The 15,810-nt window shown below is 62.9% G+C and carries 15 protein-coding genes; 7 read left to right on the top strand and 8 right to left on the bottom strand.

Annotated elements, in window-relative coordinates:
* Positions 1-191 precede the first annotated feature (191 nt).
* Positions 192-680, top strand: coding sequence for an FxDxF family PEP-CTERM protein (locus tag ASD15_RS30175; protein WP_057158774.1), 489 nt, complete (start codon positions 192-194; stop codon positions 678-680).
* A 72-nt stretch (positions 681-752) separates the two neighbouring features.
* Here the strand turns inward: ASD15_RS30175 and murJ are convergent, their stop codons facing one another.
* Positions 753-2,303 (bottom strand): murein biosynthesis integral membrane protein MurJ, encoded by a 1,551-nt coding sequence (murJ, locus tag ASD15_RS30170; protein ID WP_057158773.1) that lies wholly within the window; start codon positions 2,301-2,303, stop codon positions 753-755.
* Between the two features lie 263 nt (positions 2,304-2,566).
* On the opposite strand from murJ, the gene rpsT reads away from it, so the two are divergent.
* Positions 2,567-2,833 carry a 30S ribosomal protein S20 gene (gene rpsT, locus ASD15_RS30165; RefSeq protein WP_056402684.1) on the top strand — a complete coding sequence of 89 codons (267 nt, stop codon included), beginning with the start codon at positions 2,567-2,569 and terminating at the stop codon, positions 2,831-2,833.
* 98 nt (positions 2,834-2,931) lie between these two features.
* Here the strand turns inward: rpsT and ASD15_RS30160 are convergent, their stop codons facing one another.
* Positions 2,932-3,384, bottom strand: coding sequence for a DUF192 domain-containing protein (locus ASD15_RS30160; RefSeq protein WP_057158772.1), 453 nt, complete (start codon positions 3,382-3,384; stop codon positions 2,932-2,934).
* Positions 3,385-3,392: 8 nt separating this feature from the next.
* Positions 3,393-3,956, bottom strand: a complete 564-nt coding sequence (locus tag ASD15_RS30155) for a pseudouridine synthase (RefSeq protein ID WP_057158771.1) — start codon at positions 3,954-3,956, stop codon at positions 3,393-3,395.
* A gap of 113 nt (positions 3,957-4,069) precedes the next feature.
* On the opposite strand from ASD15_RS30155, the gene icd reads away from it, so the two are divergent.
* Both icd and ASD15_RS30145 read left to right on the top strand, forming a co-directional pair.
* Positions 4,070-5,323, top strand: coding sequence for an NADP-dependent isocitrate dehydrogenase (gene icd, locus ASD15_RS30150; RefSeq protein WP_057158770.1), 1,254 nt, complete (start codon positions 4,070-4,072; stop codon positions 5,321-5,323).
* Positions 5,324-5,426: 103 nt separating this feature from the next.
* A complete protein-coding gene (locus tag ASD15_RS30145; RefSeq protein ID WP_057158769.1) occupies positions 5,427-5,642 on the top strand; it encodes a type II toxin-antitoxin system MqsA family antitoxin in 216 nt (71 codons plus the stop codon).
* Positions 5,643-5,708: 66 nt separating this feature from the next.
* Here ASD15_RS30145 and ASD15_RS30140 read toward each other — a convergent pair whose 3' ends face one another.
* Positions 5,709-5,912: a cold-shock protein gene (locus ASD15_RS30140; RefSeq protein WP_056403455.1), complete on the bottom strand. Its 204-nt coding sequence runs from the start codon at positions 5,910-5,912 to the stop codon at positions 5,709-5,711.
* 333 nt (positions 5,913-6,245) lie between these two features.
* On the opposite strand from ASD15_RS30140, the gene clpS reads away from it, so the two are divergent.
* Positions 6,246-6,548 (top strand): ATP-dependent Clp protease adapter ClpS, encoded by a 303-nt coding sequence (gene clpS / locus ASD15_RS30135; RefSeq protein ID WP_056402670.1) that lies wholly within the window; start codon positions 6,246-6,248, stop codon positions 6,546-6,548.
* Positions 6,545-8,848 carry an ATP-dependent Clp protease ATP-binding subunit ClpA gene (gene clpA / locus ASD15_RS30130; RefSeq protein WP_057158768.1) on the top strand — a complete coding sequence of 768 codons (2,304 nt, stop codon included), beginning with the start codon at positions 6,545-6,547 and terminating at the stop codon, positions 8,846-8,848. Before clpS ends, clpA begins: the two co-directional genes overlap by 4 nt.
* A 52-nt stretch (positions 8,849-8,900) precedes the next feature.
* Here clpA and ASD15_RS30125 read toward each other — a convergent pair whose 3' ends face one another.
* From ASD15_RS30125 to ASD15_RS30110, 4 genes are read right to left on the bottom strand one after another with little or no spacing between them, the layout of a single operon-like run.
* Positions 8,901-9,590: an alpha/beta fold hydrolase gene (locus tag ASD15_RS30125; RefSeq protein WP_057158767.1), complete on the bottom strand. Its 690-nt coding sequence runs from the start codon at positions 9,588-9,590 to the stop codon at positions 8,901-8,903.
* Entirely contained in the window at positions 9,587-10,330 is a 744-nt protein-coding gene (locus ASD15_RS30120) for a LytTR family DNA-binding domain-containing protein (RefSeq protein ID WP_057158766.1), read from the bottom strand. Before ASD15_RS30120 ends, ASD15_RS30125 begins: the two co-directional genes overlap by 4 nt.
* On the bottom strand, positions 10,330-11,310 hold the full coding sequence (locus ASD15_RS30115; protein ID WP_229418393.1) for a sensor histidine kinase: 981 nt from the start codon (positions 11,308-11,310) through the stop codon (positions 10,330-10,332). Before ASD15_RS30115 ends, ASD15_RS30120 begins: the two co-directional genes overlap by 1 nt.
* Before the next feature lie 56 nt (positions 11,311-11,366).
* The gene (locus ASD15_RS30110) at positions 11,367-12,242 is read right to left on the bottom strand and encodes an alpha/beta fold hydrolase (RefSeq protein ID WP_057158764.1); all 876 of its coding nucleotides are present in this window, start codon (positions 12,240-12,242) and stop codon (positions 11,367-11,369) included.
* Between the two features lie 169 nt (positions 12,243-12,411).
* On the opposite strand from ASD15_RS30110, the gene ASD15_RS30105 reads away from it, so the two are divergent.
* A complete protein-coding gene (locus ASD15_RS30105) occupies positions 12,412-15,768 on the top strand; it encodes a S41 family peptidase (RefSeq protein WP_200954127.1) in 3,357 nt (1,118 codons plus the stop codon).
* Positions 15,769-15,810 lie beyond the last annotated feature (42 nt).

Here is a 15,810-nt window from a genome sequence, read left to right as displayed (position 1 = left end):
GGGCTTTTTACTGATCCAAATATTGCTGTGCAACATAATTAAATTACTTGCATAAATTACTTTATTATCGGAAATTAAATATAATCAAAAGAACAAGACTTTTAATGTATTTATGCTATGCTGCCTTCGCAGTCCCGATTAAACGTTGGTTGGCTCATCAACCAATAACATCAACTTTTTAAGGATAACCTATGAAATTGAAACTTATTGTTGCGAGCCTGTTGGCCGCAGCATCCTTCGGCGCCTCGGCGGCTGATCAGCTGGTCATTCTGGATGACAACCCGCTGGCGAACAACTTCTTCCAATCCGTCAAATCCCCGGTCGATGATGTGCTGTCGGGCGGCTCCGACGTGATCACTTTTGGCGGCCTGGCACCAGGCCTGTACGAGATCGTTGTGACGATCAGCGGCCAGAACCTGACCTTCGACGGCACTCTGTCGAACCTGAACGGCACCACCGGCAGCGTCTTCAACGACGGCAAACTGCGCTTCTTCGGCGTTGAGCACAGCGGCGCTGCGCCATTCGTGCTGAACCTGTTCGGCGTAGGCGGCGTGGGCGCCAAGTACAGCGGCGAAGTGAGCGTAACGGCAGTTCCGGAACCAGCTACCTACGGCATGCTGTTGGGTGGCCTGGGCATCCTGGCTTTCCTGGCTCGCCGCAAAAAAGATACTGACGCATGAGGCGGGATCAAGCTTAAAAAAACCCGCGCAAGCGGGTTTTTTTGTATCCGGGGCACTGGCGCGATGGCTGCGCTACTTGGCGCGCCTTTTAAAGTCGCGGAAACGGAAGCCCATAATAAATAATACCAGGAAATAAATTACCGCACAGATAGTTATTAAAAGAAATAATATACCTGCACGCAGGAAAGGTTGGTGGCTCATTGCAAGCCAGTCAAATTTTGCTGCAGCGAACCATGCGGCGGCACCCATGAAACCGACTGCAACCAATAGTTTCAAATAAAATTTCCCCCAGCCAGCTTTGGGCTGGTACACGCCGCGCCGGCGCAAGCCCCGGTACAGGAAGGCGGCGTTGATGCAGGCCCCCAAACCGATGGAAAGCGCGAGTCCGGAGACGGCGATGTAGGGTACAAACAACAGATTCATGAGCTGCGTGGCAATCAGCACGCCCACGGCGATCTTCACCGGCGTGCGGATGTCCTGCTTGGCGTAAAACGCCGGCGCCAGTGTCTTCACCAGGATAATGCCGATCAGGCCGGCGCTGTAGGCCATCAGGGGCTGGGCCGACATGATGGCTGCCTCGGCGGTGAATTTGCCGTAGTGGAATAGCGTGCTGATCAGCGGCACCGCCAGGGTCGCCATGCCGACCGCGGCCGGCAGGGCCAGCAGGAAGGTCAGGCGCAGGCCCCAGTCCAGCAAGTCCGAGTATTCCTCGTGGTCGGCGTCGGCATTGGCCTTTGCCAGGCTTGGCAGCAAGATGGTGCCCAGCGCCACCCCCAGCATGGCGGTGGGGAATTCCATCAGCCGGTCCGCGTAGGACAGCCAGGAGATGCTGCCCTCGGCCAGGCGCGAAGCAATGCTGGTGTTGATCATCAGGCTGATCTGGGCCGCCGACACGGCGAACACGGCCGGCCCCATCTTTTTCAGCACGCGCCGCACGCCGCCGTCGCGCAAGCCGACCATGGGATTCAGATAGAGGCGCGGCAGCATGCCGATGCGGATCAGCGCCGGTACCTGGATGGCCACCTGCAGGATGCCGCCGACGAACACCGCGATGGCCATGGCGTAGATCGGCTGCGCCAGGTGCTGCGCCAGGAACAGCGAGGCGGCGATGAAGCTCAGGTTCAGCAGTACCGGCGTGAACGCGGGGATCTTGAACTGGCGCCAGGTGTTCAATATGCCGCCGGACAGCGCCACGAAGGACATGAAGGCAATATAGGGGAACATCAGCCGCGTCATCCAGACCGAGGCGTCGAAGGCGTCCGGCGTGCTGCGCAGGCCGGTGGCAATCAGGTAGACGAACAGCGGGGCGCCTATGATACCGAGCGCGCTCACCAGCACCGTGGCCCACACCAGCGTGGTGGCCACATGGTCGGCCAGGTCCTTGCTGGCCTGCTGCCCGTGCTGGTTCTTGTATTCGGCCAGGATGGGCACGAAGGCCTGCGAGAACGCGCCCTCGGCGAACAGCCGGCGCAGCAGGTTGGGAATGCGGAAGGCGACGATGAAGGCGTCCGTGTAGGCGCCGGCGCCGAAAGCGCGCGCGAACAGGCTTTCGCGCAGCAGGCCGGTGACGCGGGACAGCATGGTCATGCTGGAGATGGCAGCGAGGGTTTTGAGCAGGTTCATGGGCGGCGATTATAGCGGGCGCGTCCGCCGCGCAGGCTTAAGGCCCCGTGAAACTGCTGCAAAAAGAGCAATTTGCCATTTTGGGAATTGCCCTGCCGCCAAAAGCCCGCTATAATTTAAGGCTGTACAGATTTCAGTATCGCAGACACTAATGTTTTGCCAGCGTCCCTTGGCTTACATGGTTAGGCAGACAGACTGAACAAACACCTGTTTGGCAAACGCTATTGTTTGCAAACGAACTTTGACAACGATTAGGAACCACCATGGCAAATACCGCACAAGCGCGCAAACGCGCTCGTCAAGCAGTCAAGCAAAACGCTCACAACTCGGCTCAGCGTTCGACCCTGCGCACCGCAATCAAGGCAGTGCGTAAAGCGATCCAGGGCGGCGACAAAGCTGCTGCTACCGCAATCTTCCAGGCATCCGTGTCGACCATCGACAGCATCGCCGACAAGAAAATCATCCACAAAAACAAGGCAGCTCGCCACAAGAGCCGTCTGGCCGCTGCTCTGAAGGCACTGGCAGCCTAATTGCGCCGGCGGCGTTCGCGCCGCTGTGCACCAGGCAGGATGAGGCAGGAAACCCGCATGGCGCAAGCCATCGCGGGTTTTTGTGTTTTGTGCGCGCCTTAGCGCGGCGCCGGCAACTGCTCCACCTTCATGCCGGGCGTGATGTGGCGCTGGCGGAACCAGCCCACATTCATCTGCAGCGCATAGCGCACCGGCTGGCCGCTCGCGGAGCAGTGGCTGTCCAGCGTGTTGGCGCGCATGTTTTCGATATTGACGATGCGCCCGTCGGCGCCGATAAACGCCACCGACAGCGGCAGCGGCGTATTTTTCATCCACAGGCAGTGCGCGCCAGCCCGGTCGAACACCAGCAGCATGCCGCTGTTGGCCGGCATGGCGTCGCGGTGCATCAAGCCTTGCCGGCGCTGTTCCTCGGTGGCGGCCAGTTCCGCGCTGATGCGGTGCCCGCCCGCGCTCAGCTGGACGCTGCCGGGCGGCTGGACCGGTTGCTGGCTGGATGCCGGCGCGGGGGCCGCTGCCGCCAGCAGGGCGGCGCATCGCAAGATGGTCTGCATGCCGCCGCTCAGCGTGGCTTCAAATCGCGCGGCGCCACTTCCATCCACTCGCCCGGCATCAAGGGGTGGCTGGCCAGCGAAATGCCGCCTATGGCGCTGCGCACCAGCCGCAGGGTAGGGTGGCCGATGGCCGCGGTCATGCGCCGCACCTGGCGGTTCTTGCCTTCCTGCAGTGTAATCGCCAGCCACGCCGTCGGCGCGTCGGCCCGGCTGCGGATGGGCGGATGGCGCGGCCATAGCCAGCCCGGTTCGGCAATGCGCACCGCCTGGCACGGCTTGGTGGTGAAATCGCCCAGGTCGAGCGGCGCCTGCAGGCGCGCCAAGGCGGCCGCGTCCGGCACGCCTTCCACCTGCACCAGGTAGACCTTGGCCTCCTTGCGCTCCGGGTGGGCGATCTCGTGCTGCAGCTTGCCGTCGTCGGTGAGCAGCAGCAGGCCTTCGCTGTCGGCGTCCAGCCGGCCGGCCGGGTACACATTGGGCACCTTGACGTAGTCCGCCAGCGTTTCACGCTCCGGCTGCGGGGAAAACTGGCACAATACCTGGAATGGTTTGTTGAATAAGATTAGCGGCATAGACGAATTGTACCGTGCGCCCGGCGAAATACTGGTGCATAATGTGAAACACACGTCTTATGTCTTATAGAAGACCTGCTTACCTGGACTTGCCCACTATTTCGGAGATCACGATGTTTCAACATATCAAAGTTCCTGCTGACGGCCAGAAAATCACCGTCAACGCCGATTTTTCCCTGACCGTACCCGACAATCCCATCATCCCCTACATCGAAGGCGACGGCACCGGCGTGGACATCAGCCCAGTCATGATCAAGGTGGTGGACGCGGCGGTGGCCAAGGCCTACGGCGGCAAGCGCAAGATCAGCTGGATGGAAATCTACGCCGGCGAGAAGTCGACCAGCGTGTACGGTCCGGACGTGTGGCTGCCGGAAGAGACGCTGCAAGTGCTGAAGGACTACGTGGTTTCGATCAAGGGCCCGCTGACCACGCCGGTCGGCGGCGGCATCCGTTCGCTCAACGTGGCGCTGCGCCAGGAGCTGGACCTGTACGTCTGCCTGCGCCCGGTGCGCTACTTCAAGGGCGTGCCGTCGCCGGTGCGCGAGCCGGAGAAGACCGACATGGTGATCTTCCGCGAAAACTCGGAAGACATTTATGCCGGCATCGAATACCAGGAGGGCAGCGAAGGCGTGAAAAAGCTGATCGACTTCCTGGTCAAGGAAATGGGCGTCAAGAAGATCCGCTTCCCGGACACCTCGGGCATCGGCATCAAGCCGGTGTCGCGCGAAGGCACCGAGCGCCTGGTGCGCAAGGCCATCCAGTACGCGATCGACAACGACAAGCCATCGGTGACCATTGTCCACAAGGGCAATATCATGAAGTACACCGAAGGCGGCTTCCGCGACTGGGCCTACGCGCTGGCGCAGAAGGAGTTCGGCGCCCAGCTGATCGACGGCGGTCCATGGTGCAAGTTCAAGAATCCGAAGACCGGCCGCGACATCATCGTCAAGGACTCGATCGCCGACGCCTTCCTGCAGCAGATCCTGCTGCGCCCGGCCGAGTACAGCGTGATCGCCACCCTGAACCTGAACGGCGACTACATCTCGGACGCGCTGGCCGCGCAAGTGGGCGGCATCGGCATTGCGCCGGGCGCCAACCTGTCCGATTCGGTGGCCATGTTCGAAGCCACCCACGGCACCGCGCCGAAATACGCCGGCAAGGATTACGTGAACCCGGGTTCGCTGATCCTGTCCGCTGAAATGATGCTGCGCCACATGGGCTGGACCGAGGCGGCCGACCTGATCATTTCTTCCACCGAGAAAGCCATCGCCTCGAAGAAAGTCACGTACGACTTCGCGCGCCTGATGGAAGGTGCGACCCAGGTGTCGTGCTCCGGCTTCGGCGACGTGATGATCGAAAACATGTAACGCCAACCGTGCAGTTGGCAGGGCCCCGCACTCCCAGCGAGTGCGGGGCCTTTTTCATTGGTGTATGCTGATGCTACAGAACAACAGAATACAGGAGCGATTCATGCAGTGTCCATTTTGCGGCGAAGGCTCGCTGGTGCACCAGACCAGGGACATGCCGTACACCTACGACGGCGAATCGACCGTCATCCCCAATGTGACGGGCGACTTCTGCGGCGCCTGCGGCGAGTGCGTATTCACCGACAGGGAAAGCAAGCGCATCGGCGATGCCATGCTGGCGTTCAACAAGGCCGTGAACGCGAGGAACGCGGCGGCGTAGCGGGCCCGCAACGGCAAAAAAAAACCCCACGATTGCGGGGTTTCTTACTTCCAAAAAAGCTATTGCTTACATCGACTGGATGTTGGAAGCTTGCTTGCCTTTAGGGCCTTGGGTGACTTCGAACTGAACTTTTTGACCTTCTTTCAGGGTCTTGAAGCCATTCATGTTGATCGCGGAGAAGTGTGCGAACAAATCCTCGCCGCCATCATCAGGAGTGATGAAGCCAAAGCCTTTGGAGTCATTGAACCACTTAACGGTACCAGTTGCCATAAAAAAAACTTTCAATAAAAACGAATCACACGAGCCATAAAAGCAAGAAGCTTCCTGCCCCCTCCTCGACGCCTCACTTCTTATCAACATGTACATTTCTGCACAAGTCGATATCGCATTGTTGGCGGAACAATTTTTAATGTCAAGCGCTTTCGAGGGGCTATTAGTATTTTTCTTGCAACAGCCGCACAGCCCGTCTAAAAAGCCACTCTTGATTTTGCCGCGACGGTCGCCATCTGCGCCAAGTCGGGAAAACGCGTAAGATGGAATACAAATGGATTTACATCCATAAAGCACGTTGCAACAACACCGAAAGCATTAGAATATAAGCGTATGGCAACCAAGCATGATACCGAACAGCTGCTGGAACGGCAGACGCTAAAACCGCCTCCCCTGTATCAGGTGGCGTTGCTGAATGACGACTACACCCCGATGGAGTTCGTGGTGGCCATCATTCAGGAGTACTTCAACAAGGACCGTGAGACGGCCACCCAAATCATGCTGAGCGTGCACCGCTACGGCAAGGGCGTGTGCGGCGTCTTCTCGAAGGATATCGCGAGTACCAAAGTGGAGTTTGTATTAACGCATGCACGCAAGGCAGGCCATCCCCTGCAGTGTGTGATGGAGGAAGTATGATTGCGCAGGAACTGGAAGTAAGTTTGCACATGGCGTTTGTCGAAGCACGGCAGGCACGGCATGAATTCATCACGGTAGAGCATCTGCTGCTGGCGTTGCTGGACAATCCGTCGGCAGCCGAAGTGTTGCGTGCGTGCGCGGTCAACATCGAGGACCTGCGGAAAACCCTGACCAACTTCATCGGCGATAACACGCCGACCGTGCCGGGCACGGGCGAGGTGGATACCCAGCCGACGCTGGGCTTCCAGAGGGTGATCCAGCGCGCCATCATGCACGTGCAGTCCGCTTCCAACGGCAAGAAGGAAGTCACCGGCGCAAACGTGCTGGTGGCCATCTTCGGCGAGAAGGATTCGCACGCGGTCTACTACCTGCACCAGCAGGGCGTGACCCGCCTGGACGTGGTCAACTTCATTTCGCACGGCGTGCGCAAGGACCAGCAGAGCGACGCCGCCAAGGCTTCGGAAGGCGTGGAAGAGGGCGCCCCCGGCGCCGAGGGCCAGCAGAAGGAAAGCCCGCTCGACCAGTTCACGCAGAACCTGAATAAGGCCGCCGCCGACGGCAAGATCGATCCGCTGATCGGCCGCGAAGAGGAAGTGGACCGCGTGATCCAGATCCTGTGCCGCCGCCGCAAGAACAATCCGCTGCTGGTGGGCGAAGCCGGCGTGGGCAAGACCGCCATCGCCGAAGGCCTGGCCTACCGCATCACGCAAAGCGACGTGCCGGAAATCCTGCAGAACGCCGTGGTCTACTCGCTGGACATGGGCGCGCTGCTGGCCGGCACCAAGTACCGCGGCGACTTCGAGCAGCGCCTGAAGGCCGTGCTCAAGCAGCTCAAGGACAACCCGAACGGCATCCTGTTCATCGACGAGATCCACACCATCATCGGCGCCGGTTCGGCGTCGGGCGGCACGCTGGACGCGTCCAACCTGCTCAAGCCGGCCCTGGCCAACGGCCAGCTGAAATGCGTCGGCGCCACCACCTACACCGAGTTCCGTGGCGTATTCGAGAAGGACCACGCGCTGAGCCGCCGCTTCCAGAAAGTGGACGTCAACGAGCCTACCGTCGAGCAGACCGTGCAGATCCTGCGCGGCCTGAAGTCGCGCTTCGAGGAACACCACGGCGTGAAGTACTCCGCGTCCGCCTTGTCGACCGCAGCCGAACTGGCGGCCCGCTTCATCAATGACCGCCACCTGCCGGACAAGGCCATCGACGTGATCGACGAGGCCGGCGCCGCGCAGCGCATCCTGCCGAAGTCCAAGCAGAAGAAGACCATCGGCAAGGCCGAGATCGAGGAAATCATTTCCAAGATCGCGCGCATCCCGCCGCAAACCGTCAACCAGGACGACCGCAGCAAGCTGCAGACCATCGACCGCGACCTGCGCAACGTGGTGTTCGGCCAGGACCCTGCCATCGACGCGCTGTCGTCCGCCATCAAGATGGCGCGCGCCGGCCTGGGCAAGACCGACAAGCCGATCGGCTCCTTCCTGTTCTCCGGTCCGACCGGCGTCGGCAAGACCGAGGTGGCCAAGCAGCTGGCCTTCATCCTGGGCATCGAGCTGATCCGCTTCGACATGTCCGAGTACATGGAGCGCCACGCCGTGTCGCGCCTGATCGGCGCGCCGCCGGGCTATGTCGGTTTCGACCAGGGCGGCCTGCTGACCGAGGCGATCACCAAGAAGCCGCACGCCGTGCTGCTGCTGGACGAGATCGAGAAGGCGCATCCGGACATCTTCAACATCCTGCTGCAGGTGATGGACCATGGCACGCTGACCGACAACAACGGACGCAAGGCCGACTTCCGCAACGTGATCATCATCATGACCACGAATGCGGGCGCCGAGAGCTTGCAGAAGACGTCGATCGGCTTCACCACCACCAAGCAGGCGGGCGACGAGATGGCCGACATCAAGCGCATGTTCACGCCGGAGTTCCGCAACCGCATCGACGCCACCATCAGCTTCCGTGCGCTGGACGAGGAAATCATCCTGCGCGTGGTGGACAAGTTCCTGATGCAGCTGGAAGAGCAGCTGCACGAGAAGAAGGTGGAAGCCGTATTCACCGAGGCGCTGCGCAAGTTCCTGGGCAAGAAAGGCTTCGATCCGCTGATGGGCGCGCGCCCGATGTCGCGCCTGATCCAGGACATGATCCGCAAGGCGCTGGCCGACGAGCTGCTGTTCGGCCGCCTGGTGTCCGGTGGCCGCGTCACGGTGGACCTGGACGAGAAAGACCAGGTCAAGCTGGAGTTCCCGGAATCGGACGCCGCGCCAAGCCCGCCGCCGGAAACCGTCGAAGTGGAATAAGACCCGAACCCGCCTCCGTGGCGGGTTTTTTTTCGTCCGGCTTGCCTTGCCTTTATTGGCTGGATTGCAGCCAGTCCAGCATCAGCTGCGCCAGCGCGGCGGGCTGCTCGAGCGGAATCAGGTGCCCGCTGCGCTCGACCACTTGCAGTCTGGCGGCGGGAATGCCGTCGCGCAGTTCCTCGGCCTCGGCCAGGGAGCGCAGCTGGTCCTGCGCGGCCGCGATTACCAGGGTAGGGCAGGCGATGGCGCCCAGCCGTTCCATGTCGCCGCGTTCCAGCAGCGACTGGCGCAGGAACACGTCGCGTCCCAGCCGCGCGCCCATGGCGCGCACGCGCTCGACCAGCGCGGCGTTGCCAGCCTGGTCCGGGTGCAGCGACGTGACGATGGCGCCCTTGCTGAGCCCACGGAACGGCCCCTGCGGCGTATTCCGGGCCGCCTTGGCGCGTTGTTCGCGCGTGGCCTGCGAGTCCGGCCGGCTGGAGGTGGCGACCAGAATCAGCGACTGCACCCGTTCGGGCGCCAGCCGCGCGATCTCGCGGGCGATGTAGCCGCCCATGGAAAAACCGGCCAGCACGAGGCGCGGCGGGCTGGCGGCCAGGATGCGGCGCGCCATTTCTTCCACGGCGCCGCCTTCGCGCAGGCTGCCGTGGATGATGGGCCGGTCCACGCCAAGCAGCGGCAGCACGTCGTCCCACAGGGTTTCATCCAGCATGTAGCCGGGGATCAGGAGCAGCGGTGTCATAAGCTTGAGAGGAGTTTGAACTGGGCTGCGCGGCGGCGGGATACTTCCACTGCCGGGCCGCCCTGCAGCACCAGATCGAGCCCGCCTGCGTCGTTCGGGGCCACGCTGCGCACACAGTCCAGGTTGACGATGTGGCGCCGGCTGGCGCGGAAGAAGCGCTGCGGATCGAGCTTCTCCTCCAGCTGCGTCAGGGTGCGCAGCATGAGCGGCTGCTGGCCATCGAAGTAGACGCGCGTGTAATTGCCTTCGGACTCGAATAAACGGATATCGTGCAGCGCGACGAACCAGCAGCGCTCGCCGTCCTTGATGAAGATCTTGTGCGGCGCCGGCGGTTCCGTGGGGGCGGCAGGCATCGCCGCCGCCCCTGCTGCGGCCACTGCCGCCGCAGCCTGCCTGCGCTGGGCCGCGCGTGCCAGCGCAGCCGCCATGCGCGCCGGCTGGATGGGCTTTTGCAAATAGTCCAAAGCATTCACCTCGAACGCCTGCAACGCAAATCGGTCGAATGCCGTCGTGAAGATCACGTCCGGTACATTGTCCAGCGAGGCCAACAGATCGAAACCGCTGCCGCCGGGCATCTGCACGTCCAGCAGCAGCAGGTCGGGCCGCAGCGCCGCGATCTGCGTTACGGCATCGGCCGCGCTGACCGCCTCGCCTACGATCTCCATCACCGGATGCGCGGCCAGCAGGCGGCGCAGTTCGGCGCGCGCCAGGCGTTCGTCGTCCACCAGCAGTACGCGCATCAGGCAGCCTCCGGCAGTGTCAGCCTGGCGCGCACACAGCCGCCGGTTTCAGACAAGTCGAGGCTGGCGCCTTGTCCCACCGCCAGCGCCAGCCGCTTGCGCGCGTTGTTCAGCCCGACTTGCGTGGAATTGCTGAACTGGCGCAGCGCGCCTGTGTTGGCGATCTCGATCAGTATGCAGCCTCCCGCGCGGCGCGCGGTGATGGTAATGTCGCTGCCCGTGGTGCTGCTCTCCACGCCATACTTCACGGCGTTCTCCACCAGCGTTTGCAGCGCCATCGGCGGCACCTGCACCGCCTCCAGGCCGGCGTCGATGTGCACGCTGGCGCGCAGGCGCTCCTCGAAGCGTATCTGTTCGATCGCCAGGTAAGCCTGCACCGCCTCCATTTCCGCGGACAGCGGGACGGTGCCGGTCTGGCCGGATTGCAGCGCATAGCGCATCAGGCTCGCCAGCTGGTCTATCATCCGCGCCGCCGCGTCGCGATCCTCGTAGATCAGGCCGCGCACGCTGTTCAGGCTATTGAAGAAGAAGTGCGGATTGACCTGCGCCTGCAAGGCGCGCAGTTCCGCGTCCTTGCCACTTACTTCCAGCCGCAGCGCCTCCGCCTCGAAGCGCGCCGCACGGCCGATAGCTTTGACCATCAGATAGAAACCGGTCCAGCTGATGAAGACCAGCGCCCAGAAGGTCAGCGCCATCGGCAGGAAGCCATAGTTCGCCGGCGACGAGTTCTGAATCAGCCTGATGCCCAGTGTGACGCTAGCCGCTTGCAGCGGCGAGAGCACCAGCGCCGGCAAGGCGAACATTTGCCAGCGAATGCGCGGCGTGTGCCACCCTCGGCGCTTGAAAAACCAGCGCCAGCCATGCGAGAGCAACAGGCCGCTGGCGGCTGACCAGACGGTGGTCAGCACCACGCCCTTCATGTGCAGCGTCCAGCTATAAGTGGCCAGTACAAACAACAGGATGCACAGCCAGCCGATCAACTGAAGTGTCCAATACCAGTTAAGGCGCGTGGGCCAAGGGCGGGTAGCGTGGTCCATTATTTTTGATTCAAAAATTGGTCGATGCGAGCATACATCCATTCTGGATCGTCGTACATGATGAAGTGGCGCGCAGTGTCGGTCAGCTCGAATTTCACGTCGGGCAGCAGCCGGTACTGGCCTTGGTACATGGCTTCGATCGCGCTGCGCGGCAGCATGCCCTTGTGGGCCGCCCAGCCGGCCAGCACCAGCGTCGGCGCAGTCACGCGCGCCAGGTCCGGACGCAGGTCATGCGACAGCATCTGGTACATCGAGGTCGCCATGGCCTTGCGGTCGGACTTCTGGCCCCAGCCCACGATGCGCTCGACGTCCGCGGCGGAACTCGCCATGGTGCCCGCCGTGCGGCGCTGCTGCGTTGCGAATGAAGCATCGTCCGCCTGCAGGGTGCGGTCGCGCGCTTGCGCAGCCACTGCCTCCAGCTGCTCCGGCGTCATGTTCGGCATCTGCGTGGCAGCCAGTGCTGGCAACATGTCCACCACCACCACGCGGCCCACTTGCGCCGGGTGGTCAGCCGCGAGCTTCAGCGCCAGGTAGGCGCCCATGCTGTGCCCGATCAATACCGGCTGTTCCATCCTGTGCTCGGCGATATAGTCCGACAGCTGTTGCTCGGCCGCTGGCAGCAGCGGCGCCTCGATGGCGGGCGTGCCCGCGAAGCCGGCCAGCGTCAGCACATGGCACTGGCGCTTGGCGCAGAAGCGCTGCACGGTGCCATCCCACACCTCGCCAGGGGATGCCAGGCCCGGAATCAGGATCACGGGTGCGCCGCTGCCGGTGACCTTCACGTTGAAGGCGGGATGGCTGGCAGCTGTGGCGCCTATGGCGGGCAGCAGCGCCGCGCAGGTGAACAGGGTGCGGGAGATCAGGCGTTTGAACATGGTGTCGTTCCTTGTGAGTGGTGGCAATGGAGACCATGCTACCGGCGCCCCGCCGGGGCAGCCACGGCCTTGGGATGAGCGGTAAAAATTGAGGATGAACGGCGTGGCGGGGTAGTGTATATTTGCCAACCAGGTATTGCCATGTTCCCAACCACCGAGCGAGCCACACTTGAAACGACACAGTCTCAGAACCGCCATTGCCCCGCTGGCCGCCGCCAGCGCCATGCTGATCGCACAATCCGCCGCAGCGCTTCCCAACACCGGCGACACCCGCATGCTGAGCGAGCCGGCCGTATCGGCGCGCCACATCGCCTTCATGTACGCGGGCGACCTGTGGCTGGCCAACCTGGACGGCAGCGCGCCGCGCCGCCTGACCTCGGACGTGGGCGACAAATCCAATCCCGTGTTCTCGCCGGACGGCAAACTGCTGGCCTACACCGCGCAGCTGGACGGCAATGCCGACGTGTACGTGCTGCCGGTGGAGGGCGGCGTGCCCAGGCGCCTGACCTACCACCCCGGCCCGGATGTCGCGCAAGGTTTCGCGCCGGACGGCAAATCCGTCCTGTTCACCTCCCCGCGCGCGGCATTCAACAACCGCTACCGCAAGCTGTTCACGGTGCCGGTGAATGGCGGCGTGGAGACCGAACTGGAGATCCCGAACGCCGCGCGCGCTGCCTATTCGCCGGATGGCAAGCGCGTGGCGTACAACCCGTTCTCGCCCGCGTTCACGCAGTGGAAGCGCTATCGCGGCGGCACCAACTCCATCCTGTGGCTGTACAGCTTCGGCGACAAGTCGGTGGAAAAAATCCCGCAGCCCGCGACCCATTCCAACGACGTCGATCCGGTGTGGCTAGGCGATACGGTCTACTTCCGTTCCGACCGCAGCGGCGAATTCAACCTGCACGCCTACGACCTGAAAACCAAGGCCGTGCGCCAGGTCACCAACCACCGCGACTTCCCGGTGCTGAACATCGCTGCCTCGGGCAACACGCTGGTGTACGAGCAGGCCGGTTATCTGCACACGCTGGACCTTGCCGGGGCCAAGGCGAACAAGCTGACCGTCGGCGTCAGCACGGACCTGGGACTGTCGCGCGAGCGCTGGGTACGTGGCGCCAAATACATCCGCAACGCCTCCATTTCCCCGTCCGGCGCGCGCGTAGCGTATGAGTTCCGGGGCGAGATCGTCACCATTCCGGCCGACAAGGGCGACGTGCGCAACTTGACGCAGAGCTCGTCGGCGCACGAACGCAACCCGGCCTGGTCGCCAGACGGCCGCTCGGTGGCGTACACCTCCGACGCGTCGGGCGAGTATGAACTGCACATCCGCCAGCAGGACGGCAAAGGCGCGGCGAGAAAATTCAAGCTCGCCGGCGCCGGCTATTACGACAACCTGGTGTGGTCGCCCGACTGCAAGAAGATCGCCTACACCGACAACGCCTGGACCATGTACGTGCTGGACGTTGCCACCGGCGCGACAAAAAAGGTGGCCGCCGAGCCGCTGTACGGCGTGAACAAGACTCTGCGCGCAGCCTGGGCGCCCGACTCGCGCTGGATCGCCTACACGCTCAATTCGATGAGCTACACGCGCTCCGCCTACATCTACTCGCTGGAACAGAATAAATCGTACGCGGTGACCGACGGCCTGTCCGATGTGGCCAATCCCGTGTTCGACAAGAGCGGCAAATACCTGTACTTCTTCGCCTCCACCAACGCCGGCCCAAGCAACAACTGGTTCTCGCAGCAGAACGAGGACAACCTGGTCACGCGCACCATCTGGATGGCGGTGCTGCGGCGCGACCTGCCGTCGCCGCTGATCAAGGAAAGCGACGAGGAGAAGGGCGCGCCGCCATCGGCCCCGAAAGAGCCGGAGAAAAAAGACACGGCGAAGGACGCGGCCAAGGCCGCCAAGGCCGAAGCCGAAGCGGCCGAGCCGCCCAAGGTTGATCCGAAAACCGGGCGCGACGACCCGAAGGTGGCGCTGGCCGTGGTGGCCCCGATTTCCATCGATTTCGACGGTATCGAAACCCGCATCATCGATCTGCCGGTGCCCGCCGCGCAGATCTCCGAGCTGGAAGCCGGCGCCGCCGGGCAGATCTTCTTCATGCGCGAGGCGGACGGCAAGAAGGCGGTGCAGCGCTTCGACCTGAAGGACCGCAAGGCGGAAACCCTGGTGGCGGAAGTGGATGGCTACGACATCTCGGCGGACGGCAAGAAGCTGCTCTACAAGCACAAGGAAAACTGGGTGATGGGTTCGGCCACCGGAAAGATGCTGCCGGCCGGCGAAGGCCGCATCAAGGTCGACAACATTGAAGTGAAGGCCGAACCGCGCGCCGAGTGGGTGCAGATCTTCAATGAAGCATGGCGCATCAACCGCGACTTCTTCTACGACCCCGGCATGCACGGCGTGGACTGGAACAAGATGCGCGACAAGTACGCCGCCTTCCTGCCCGACCTGTCCAGCCGCGCGGACCTGAACCGCCTGATCCAGTGGATGTGCAGTGAACTGGCGGTGGGCCACCATCGCGGCGGCGGCGGCGACAACTTCGTCGAAAGCCGCGCCGTGCCGGGCGGCCTGCTGGGCGCGGACTACGAGATCGCCAATGGCCACTACCGCTTCAAGAAAGTGTACGGCGGCTTGAACTGGAACCCCACGCTGCGCGCGCCGCTCACCGAGCCGGGCCTGAACGTGAAGGCCGGCGAGTACCTGCTGGCGGTGGAAAGCCGTCCGCTGCTGCCGCCGACCAATCTGTACAGCGCGTTCGAGAACACCGCCAACAAGGCCATCGACATCACCGTCGGCCCCAATCCGGACGGCAGCAAGTCGCGCACCATCACCGTGGTGCCGGTGGCGAACGAGGACGCGCTGCGCAACCGCGACTGGGTGGAAGGGAATATCCGCAAGGTGCACGCGGCCACTAACGGCCGCGTGGCCTACGTCTACGTGCCGAATACGGCGGGGCTGGGCCACACCTACTTCAAGCGCTACTTCTTCCCGCAGGCCGACAAGGACGCCGTCATCATCGACGAGCGCTTCAACGGCGGCGGCAGCGTGGCCGACTACTACATCGAGATCCTGCAGAAGAAGGAGATCGCGTGGTGGACCATGCGCTACGGCGCCGACATGAAGACGCCGTCGGCCTCCATCCAGGGCCCGCGCGCCATGCTGATCGACGAGACGGCCGGTTCCGGCGGCGACCTGTTGCCGTGGATGTTCCGCAAAAACCAGATGGGACCTTTGATCGGCAAGCGCACCTGGGGCGGGCTGGTGGGCATTCTCGGCTTCCCGGTGCTGATGGATGGCGGTTTCATCATGGCGCCCAACCTGGCGTTCTGGACGCGCGACGGCGGCTGGGGCGTGGAGAACGAGGGCGTGGCGCCGGATATCGAGGTCGAGCAGACCCCGGCACTGGTGATCGCGGGCCGCGATCCGCAGCTGGAGAAGGCGATCGAGGTGATCAAGGCCGAACTGGTGAAGAACCCTCCTGTGCGTCCGGTGCGTCCGGCCTTCCCGGACAAGAGTAAATAGCCGGCGGCTGCGGTGCTGATTGGCGGGTTGCGCGGCGGTAGG

It is taken from the genome of Massilia sp. Root351, from assembly GCF_001425045.1.
Lineage (GTDB): Bacteria > Pseudomonadota > Gammaproteobacteria > Burkholderiales > Burkholderiaceae_D > Rugamonas.
The sequence above is the reverse complement of the archived record's forward strand: the minus strand, read 5'-3'. Positions and strand labels throughout refer to the sequence as shown.